This is a genomic window from Mesorhizobium sp. M7A.F.Ca.CA.004.04.2.1, from assembly GCF_004022825.1.
Lineage (GTDB): Bacteria > Pseudomonadota > Alphaproteobacteria > Rhizobiales > Rhizobiaceae > Mesorhizobium.
This window is the reverse complement of record NZ_RZPH01000537.1, coordinates 1-4,089: the sequence shown is the minus strand read 5'-3', so window position 1 is coordinate 4,089 and position 4,089 is coordinate 1. Positions and strand designations below refer to the sequence as shown.

At 65.5% G+C, this 4,089-nt stretch carries 3 protein-coding genes and 2 pseudogenes; all 5 read right to left on the bottom strand.

What is annotated here, in order from left to right:
- Nucleotides 1–775: pseudogene (locus EN893_RS21975) on the bottom strand (acyl-CoA dehydrogenase); the annotation flags it as partial.
- A gap of 27 nt (nucleotides 776–802) precedes the next feature.
- Nucleotides 803–1,591, bottom strand: coding sequence for an alpha/beta hydrolase (locus tag EN893_RS21970; RefSeq protein ID WP_127266424.1), 789 nt, complete (start codon nucleotides 1,589–1,591; stop codon nucleotides 803–805).
- Between the two features lie 27 nt (nucleotides 1,592–1,618).
- The gene (locus EN893_RS21965; protein WP_127266425.1) at nucleotides 1,619–2,635 is read right to left on the bottom strand and encodes an alcohol dehydrogenase catalytic domain-containing protein; all 1,017 of its coding nucleotides are present in this window, start codon (nucleotides 2,633–2,635) and stop codon (nucleotides 1,619–1,621) included.
- Nucleotides 2,636–2,647: 12 nt separating this feature from the next.
- Nucleotides 2,648–3,673, bottom strand: coding sequence for a branched-chain amino acid ABC transporter permease (locus EN893_RS21960; protein WP_127266426.1), 1,026 nt, complete (start codon nucleotides 3,671–3,673; stop codon nucleotides 2,648–2,650).
- A pseudogene (locus EN893_RS21955) lies at nucleotides 3,670–4,089 on the bottom strand (branched-chain amino acid ABC transporter permease); the annotation flags it as partial. The pseudogene EN893_RS21955 and the gene EN893_RS21960, both read right to left, overlap by 4 nt.

Here is a 4,089-nt window from a genome sequence, read left to right as displayed (position 1 = left end):
CCCCGGTACCGAGTGCCCAGCCGGTATGACCGATGGCGGCGAGGCCCACGACACCGAGACTGAAGAACTCCTTTTGGCGCAGCGGCGGTGCGGTCAGGATCGGGAAGACGAGATCGTCGGCGATGAAGACATCCTCGGCCGCATAGTCGATGCTGCCGGTGCCGCCGAGGCCCAGAACGTCCCAATTGCCGAGCTGCTTGTGCTGCGAGATCGGCGCATGGGCGCACATGATAATCACATTGCCCTTGTCGTCCTTCGCGGGCTTGCCGGTGCCGTCATCGACGAAGGCGGCACTGTGGCTATAGGTGGCGTGGCTGAACCCGCTGCCATAGCTCCACTTGCCGTTCAGCCGGTAGCCGCCGTCGACCTTCTTCAGCATGCCAAGCGGCGCGCCCTGCCCCGAGAAACGGTTGTCGGTGCCCGGCGCGAAAAGCCGCTCGACCGCGCTGTCCGGCAGAAAGGCCGCCGACATCGCACCGATGCAGCAATGCACCATGGAAACCCAGCCAGCCGCTCCCGAATACCAGGTGATCGTCTCCAGCAGTTCGAGACCATGGGTGGGTCGCAACTGCGCGCCGCCGAGGCTCTCCGCGGCGAAGATATGCGACATGCGCAACGGCTTCAGCAGCTCGAACGTGGCCGAAGTCAGTTCGCCGCTCTCCTCGTCGGCGATGGCGTTGGCTTCCAGGGCCGGCCCGATCTCCGCGATCTTCGTCAGCAGGTCGCGATAGTCGGTGGTCGTCCCCCACGAGCCATGCTTGATGGGTTTGTTCATTGTCTTCTCCTCCTTTTTCAAATGCGGTCAGCCGGCGAGGAAGTCGCCGATCTTCCTGAGCGTTTCGGATTTTTCCTGCATGACGAAATGACCGGCATCCTCGACCAGGATCAGCCGTGCATCGGGCAGCGCCTCGACGAAGAGCGGCGCCTGGCTCGCCGGCAGCAGACGGTCCTTGGTGCCCCAGACGACCAGCGTCGGGTTGGTGATGCGCGCCAGGAAGCGCCGCAGGTTCGGATGGCCCATGCCGAATGGCATCAGTAGCCGGCCGAGCGTGTCGCCTTCGCGGACGCGGTCGGCGCCGAAGGCCTCGGCAAAGGCGGGGTCTGAGCCGTCCGGGAAATAGCGCAGCGCCACCGAGACGTCATGCGCCAGATAGGCCGGCAGCTCCTGCGGCGCGACCGCGCCCAGATCGGTGGCCGGATGCGCGGGGTCGTTGAGCCCTGCCGGCGCGATCAGCACCACCTTGTCGAAACGCTCCCGCGCAAGGCCGGCGAGCTCGGTCGCCATCCAGCCGCCCATGGAAAAGCCGATGAGATGAGGCTTCTCCGGCAGGTTCAGAACATCGAGCAGGTTCAGGTAGTGCAGAACCATGTCGGACATCGCAGCGACATGCGGCGCCGGGCCAGAAAAGCCGAAGCCCGGATGGCTCGGGCAGAGCACGCGGAAGCGGTCGGCGAGGCCCTCCGCGAAGTCGAAGCCTTCAAGCGTCGAGGCGCCGTGCAGGAACAGCACGGGCTTGCCTCTACCGATGGCCTTCACCACCGTTTCCGTGCCGCCGATATCGTATTCGAGGGTTTCGAATTGAACGGCCATTTTCACTCTCCTCAAACAGGTGCGGCCTCAAACAAGGTCCGGCTGGATCAGCACTTTGCATTGCGTGGTGCGGCGGCGAAGGCTCTCGAATATCTGCGGAACTGGCGAGAGGTCGATCCGGTCGGTGACCAGAGCTTGCGGTGCGAAAGGTCCGCCGCGCAGCGCATCGAGGGCGACGCCGAATTCGTTGTGCTGATGGAAGAAGACCGAGAACAGCAGGTTCACTTCCTTGGTCAGCGCAATGAACGGATCCCATTCGTCGCCGCCGATACACAAGCCGACGCCAACCACCGTGCCCTGCAGCCGCACCGCTTCGACCGCCGCGCCGATGAGGCCGCGCTTGCCGACGCATTCGAAGACAATGTCTGGCGCTCCGCCACAGAGATCGGCGAGGTTTTCGGTCAGCTTTTCGCCCGAAAGCGCGAAGCCGGTCGCGCCGAGAGCAAGCGCACGCTCGCGCTGATGGCCGTGGATGTCGGCCACCACGACACGCGACGCCCCCATCCGCCGCGCCCAGAAGGCGACGAGCAGTCCGATCGGCCCAGCGCCCAGGATGGCGACCCGATCCCCCGGCTTCATGCCCGAGCGGACGATGCAATGCAGAGCGACCGACAGTGGCTCGGCCAACGCACCATCCTCGAGCGCCACATCGCCGGGCAGGATATGACACTGGCGTGCGGCCACGGTCGCGTATTGCGCATAGCCGCCGCCGATCAGCTCCATCTCGCGACAGCGCGCCGGATCGCCGCGCTCGCAGGCTTCGCAGTGTCCGCAACCGCGCATCGGCGCGACGGCGACACGGTCACCGATCCGAAGGCCTGTTGCCTCCGATCCGACCGCGACGATGTCCCCAGAGAATTCATGGCCGAGCACGAAGCCTGCCTCGATGCCGAAAGGCACGGGGTCCTCGGTGATATGCAGATCGCTGCCGCAGATGCCGCAGGCGGCGACACGCAAGACGACCTCGCCCGGTGCCGGCGTCGGGTCCGGCACCGTGCCGATCCGCAGCGGGACGCCGACCCTATCGAAGATGGCGGCTTTCATGAATCCTCCTCGTCAGCGGTTCGGGTCGACGAGCTTGCGTCGGATCGGGAACCATGGTGCATCCCACCGTTTCGAGATCAGGCCCCAGATGCCCGTCCGGGCGTAGAGCGCGACCAGAAGCGTCATCAGGCCGAGGACAACGAAATAAGTCGCGCCGTATTCGCCGAACCAGCGGTCCGCGATGAAGAAAATCAGGGATCCGATCAGAACGCCCTCGATGGAGCCGATTCCGCCGACCATGACGATGAAGATCGCGACGTTGGCCCACATCGGATCGAAGGCCGAACCCGGGGTGATGCGGAGCTGCGCCATGAAATAGATCGCCCCGGCAAGACCGCAGCCGACCGCCGACGCGACGTAGATCAGGAAGCGCAGCTTGACGACATTCACGCCCTGGCTTGCGGCCGCGACCGGATTGTCGCGCATGGCGATCAGCGCAAGGCCGAAGCGCGAGCGAAGCAGCCAGTAGCTGCCGCCCAGCGTGACGAGCAGCATCCCCGCGCAGAGCAGCGACATGGCGACATTCCGCTCGAAGGCCGAATAGTCCTTCATCACGCGAAGCGACATGCCCGCGCCGGAATTGACGAGCGGCAGGTTCGAGGCGGTCAGCCGGAAGACCTCGGCCACCACCCATGTGCCGATCGAAAAATAGGGGCCATCCAGGCGATGCAGCAGCAGGTAGATCGGCACGGCCAGCGCGGCCGGCACCAGCAGCGAAAGGAAGACCGCCACAAACGGATTGATGCCGTAAGTCTGGGCCAACACGAAGAGCGCATAGCCGGCCGCTCCCATGAAGGCATGCTGACCCACCGAGACGAGGCCGGCATAGCCGGCGAGCAGGTTCCACATCTGAGCGACGGCGATGTAGCAGCACAGCACCAGAATCGACCGGATCGTGCCGGTCGAGGCCCACCATGGCATGGCGGCGACACCGATCAGCGCCAGCACAGCCAGCGTCATCGCGATGCGACCGGACCGGGTCTGGCGCTGGACCAGGACCTCAGGCACCTCGGTTGCCACATAGGGGATCGCACTCATGACAATGCCTTTCCGAACAGGCCCTGCGGGCGGGTCGCCAGCACGATCAGGAAGACGATATGTCCGGCGAGCACGCCGAAGCCCGGATCGATGCGGAAGCCGATGGCCTGCGAGATGCCGAGGACCATCGAGCCGGCGAAGGCGCCCCATACCGTCCCCATGCCGCCGATGATCACCGCTTCGAAGGCGTAGATCAGCTGGGCAGGTCCGTCGGCCGGCGCGACGGTCGACCGCAACGCCTGGAAGACGGCTGCAAAGCCGAGGATGCCGACCGCTGCCGCTGTCGCCATAGCATAGACGGCGCGCGGATTGATGCCGGTCATCGCCGCTGCCTCGACATCGGCCGACGCGGCGCGGAGCGCCCGGCCAAAGCGCGTGCGCTTCAGCGTCAGGTCGAGGCCTCCTGTCAACCTGTC

Excerpts from the sequence above, each read along its gene's own strand:
- EN893_RS21960 (WP_127266426.1), bottom strand. The coding sequence starts at position 3,673 with ATGAGTGCGATCCCCTATGTGGCAACCGAGGTGCCTGAGGTCCTGGTC.
- EN893_RS21970 (WP_127266424.1), bottom strand. The coding sequence starts at position 1,591 with ATGGCCGTTCAATTCGAAACCCTCGAATACGATATCGGCGGCACGGAA.
- EN893_RS21965 (WP_127266425.1), bottom strand. The coding sequence starts at position 2,635 with ATGAAAGCCGCCATCTTCGATAGGGTCGGCGTCCCGCTGCGGATCGGC.